5 protein-coding genes are annotated in these 3,824 nt (G+C 36.7%); 1 reads left to right on the top strand and 4 read right to left on the bottom strand.

From position 1 onward, the window contains the following. Positions 1–141 precede the first annotated feature (141 nt). Positions 142–291, bottom strand: a complete 150-nt coding sequence (locus tag AC1DG9_RS24765) for a hypothetical protein (protein WP_172660401.1) — start codon at positions 289–291, stop codon at positions 142–144. A gap of 173 nt (positions 292–464) precedes the next feature. Between AC1DG9_RS24765 and AC1DG9_RS24760 the strand changes: the two genes are divergently transcribed. Next, complete coding sequence (locus AC1DG9_RS24760; protein ID WP_172660400.1) at positions 465–1,154, top strand: Crp/Fnr family transcriptional regulator; 690 nt, start codon at positions 465–467, stop codon at positions 1,152–1,154. Positions 1,155–1,164: 10 nt separating this feature from the next. Here AC1DG9_RS24760 and AC1DG9_RS24755 read toward each other — a convergent pair whose 3' ends face one another. The 3 genes from AC1DG9_RS24755 to AC1DG9_RS24745 form a co-directional block, all read right to left on the bottom strand. Then, positions 1,165–1,569: a hypothetical protein gene (locus AC1DG9_RS24755; RefSeq protein ID WP_477635436.1), complete on the bottom strand. Its 405-nt coding sequence runs from the start codon at positions 1,567–1,569 to the stop codon at positions 1,165–1,167. A 24-nt stretch (positions 1,570–1,593) separates the two neighbouring features. Next, positions 1,594–3,081, bottom strand: coding sequence for a rubredoxin (locus AC1DG9_RS24750; protein WP_477635435.1), 1,488 nt, complete (start codon positions 3,079–3,081; stop codon positions 1,594–1,596). 1 nt (position 3,082) lies between these two features. Then, the coding region (locus AC1DG9_RS24745; RefSeq protein ID WP_477635434.1) for an FAD-dependent oxidoreductase at positions 3,083–3,824 on the bottom strand (742 nt) is incomplete at its 5' end.

Here is a 3,824-nt window from a genome sequence, read left to right as displayed (position 1 = left end):
ACTATCAACAGCGCTAAAAGCAGCATTATATGAATGGCCCTAAAAAAGCATTTAGTGCTTATTAATTTCATTTTAGAAAGCAAGAAGGTGAAAGGAAAGAATTAAATGTCTGGACCCCTGACCCCAAGAAAAGGGAGGGGTTTATTTAATAAAGTCTTTACTGCTTTTAAGAAAAGAATCTCCTAAACCGTACTGTAAGGAAAGAAAGCGTAAAAACATGGCAATAGCAGTTCGCAATAATGTTGCAAGCTGAATACCCAGTGTTTTATAAAATTGCTTAAAGAAATCCATTGGTTTAAAGATAGCCCAAATGCTTTGATATAAAAACTATACCTGCTTAGAATTGCGATTATTGCACTATTATGCCATATCTGTACGCTGATTATTAAAATCGGATGTCTTAATTTAATTGATTTATTGTTTCTTTGCTAGATAAGAGGAAATCCTTTTAGCTAGAGACCCTTATGAAGAAAAATACAAAGGCATGTGATCTGCAAAGCTGCTTAATGTGCAGATTGGTTTTAAAGGAATGGAAATTACCTATTGAGAATCATCGCAAGAACTTTTTGGTGAAAAAAGGGGAGGTGATAATTAAAGAAGGAGATCCGGTTAATGGTATTTATTTCGTTAATAAAGGCAAAGTTAAAATACACAAAACCTGGGGAGATAAGGAACTGATAGTTCGTTTTGCCAGTAATGGTGCAATTATTGGTCATCGCGGTCTAAGTACCAAAAGTGCCATTTTTCCTATATCTGCTACTGCACTTGAGGCCACATCGGTATGTTTTATTGATTTGGATTTCTTTATGTCGACCCTTAAGATAAATTCAGACCTTACTTTTCAATTGATGATGTTTTACGCTGATGAACTACAGGAATCGGAACGGAGAATGCGGAATTTAGCCCACATGTCTGTTAAAGGTCGTTTGGCTTTATCTATTATCCAACTTAAAGATCAATTTGGCGTAAATGACAGAGGGCATATTGATATAGAACTAAGCAGGCAGGATCTTGCTGCTTTTACAGGGACCACATATGAAACAGTTTTTCGAATGATGAATGAGCTTGTTAGAGAAGATTTGATTTCGATAACAGGAAAAGCAATAAGTGTTAAAGATCCCAGAGGTTTGAAAGCATTAACACTTATTGCATAATTCTTATACTTTAAAACTTAWATCCTAAGCCCACTCCAACATTCCACTTTCCATCTTTTGTACTTGTTTTTGCGGTATAAAGCATCGGCATCTGTAAGGCAATGTGTTTATAAATTGCCGTTACACCACAGCCTAAAGAAGGTATAATAATTGCATTTTTGGGTGCATTTCCGGGCGATTTGTCTTCTTTGATTTTTAAACTGGGAAGTAAACCTATTAATAAACTGAAGGGTTTGCTGGTGTATTTAATTGCAGGGCCTGTACAGTTTATTGCGGCCCCATGATCAATATAACTTAATACCACTACTCCCTCAAACAGGGTAGGTTTAATTTGTGTTGTTTGAGCTTTTCCTTTAAAATTCAGCATGCAAAGTGCCAGTCCGCCATAAATGGCAAGTTGTAATTGTGTTTTCATGAAATGATAATTTAAATGTGAAACCTAAATTGTTTGTAGTGATTCTTTTTGAATCGGAATAATATCTGTTTTAAAGGCTCCGCAAACAGCGCAACCGTAATCTGCTTTTAAATCTGAGAAGGGGGTTCCAGGTGGTACTCCATTTGCCTCATCTCCCCATGTTTCATCATATATAGTTAAGCAGTGACTGCACTGGTGCGCAATGACGTACTCAATTTCTGTAACCAATTCTGTTTCGTAATAATTATCTGCAGAAGCACTTTCTGACAAAGTCTGGAGCTGATAATAATTGTCGCAAAGTTTTACCAATGCTTCAGCTAATGATGCTCTGTCAAGGTTGTCTTTATAAAGAGTGAAATTCTTCGAATTGGGATTAAAATCAGTGGTATGAAGAATGTCGAATTTGCATTCATCCTCCAAGTCATTATTGGCACATTTCCTTATAATTACTGAGCCAAATAAGCCACTTTTTGGATTGGTTTTAATTGCAAAACAAAGTTTGAAAGTTCTGAGATCTACTTTGTTAAACTCATTGATAAGCTCCCGTTTAAGGTTAAGCCCATATTCACAAAGATCCTCACTTTGCCAGTTTAGTTCGTTGGATGCGTGACGTACGTTTATTCTGTTTTTATCCAGTACAGCATTCCAGAGTTTTTTGTCGCCTGTTTCTACACCTTTTATGATAATTGATTTCCAGGGAGTAGTGTACAGCTGGCCAATGCGGGTTTTTGCGCAAATAGCACAAAGATCTTTAAGAAATGAAACTGAAAACAATTCGTTTCTACGGTAAATCCCTAGCCAATATTTGTCGTTATATTTATTGAATCCCTCATAGTATGGTAATTGGAAATCGGGTAGCTTTAGCGGGGCAGAGAGGGGTTGGTAAAAGATGCTTCCGGTTAATTTTACCTTGTTTTCCAGTAGCAGTCCGTCAATATTAATTTGATCATAAAATAAATCTTTATTGCTGAATATTGCGTCTTCAACCAATTTGCTAAGGGTGCCAATGTCCTCAGAATAAATTAAAGATGACCAGCAGTAAATGATATTGGTTCTGGGAAAACGTATGTATAAATACCAATAATTGCCAATCTCTGAAGATATAAAGTTTAAATTTCCAGTGAAAAAGGGAATTAAGGTCTGACTGTTGTCTGCCAGATTGATTTTTAATCTTGGGGTATAGTCAAAAGCATCTAAAACATCTCTGTAAACCCCTTCGCGGAGCCAATTCGAATTGTTAAATATGTCTTCAGTTACATAAGAGCTAATGATGTTTGGCTGTTTATCAGCATCTATTTCAAACTCAGTGTCGGATATAAAAAAGCCATGCTCAATGTCTTCTAACTTATCTTCATCCACAGAAAAATAAATCTGCTGTCTGGTGCCAAATCTTACGTTTTCGACTGCTGATTCTTCGAGAATAGTGAGGATTTGTAAAAGATCACCAATAGAAACAATGCCTCCCGGAAGATTTACTTTAATTTGATGTTTTTTTATTTCCTTGTTTTCCATATCAGTTCGTTTTTTCTAATACTTCTTCCTTTAATGCTTCCTGAAGGATAAGCTTAACCTCTGGTTTACAAGAACCACACCCCATTCCTGCCCCTGTTGATTCACATAATTCCTTAAAATCTGAACACCCTGAGGTTATTTTTTTTAGGAGGTTTCCTGCTCCAACGTTGTTACAGCTGCATACCAGTTTGCCTGATACCGGTTCTGTTTTTTTACCACTTCTAAGCAGTTGTAATCTCTTATCACTTAATTCTATTTTGTTGGCTATTAGTTCCCTGAACTCAAGGAACTCGGTTTTATCCCCAATTAAGATTGTTCCAACAAGTCTGTCCTGATGGATGATACATTTTTTATAATACCGTTTTGCCTTATCGATAAAAACAATCTCTTCATAGTTTTGGTCATCAGGGCATTCTGATAGTCCAATACTGCAAAGGTCAAATCCGTGGATCTTTATGATGTTCATGAAGAGGCTGCCTTTGTAATAGCTGCTGATATCTCCGTTGTGAAATTTGGCAACTACCTCTGCTTGCTGCTCAGCAGCGGCCGTTATTCCATATAATGTGCCTTCAAATTCGGCAATCTCGCCTATGGCGTAAATGGAAGGATCGTTGGTTTGTAAACGCTCGTTTACAAGTACACCACGTTTACAATCTAATCCTGTTTCTTTTGCCAGTTCAATATTGGGAGTAGTGCCAATAGCCAGTATAATTGCATCACAATTTATCCTGCGGCCGCTTTTT

The organism is Pedobacter sp. 05L430 (assembly GCF_056397585.1).
Note: the sequence above shows the minus strand (reverse complement) of the source record. Positions and strands in the feature narration are given on the sequence as shown.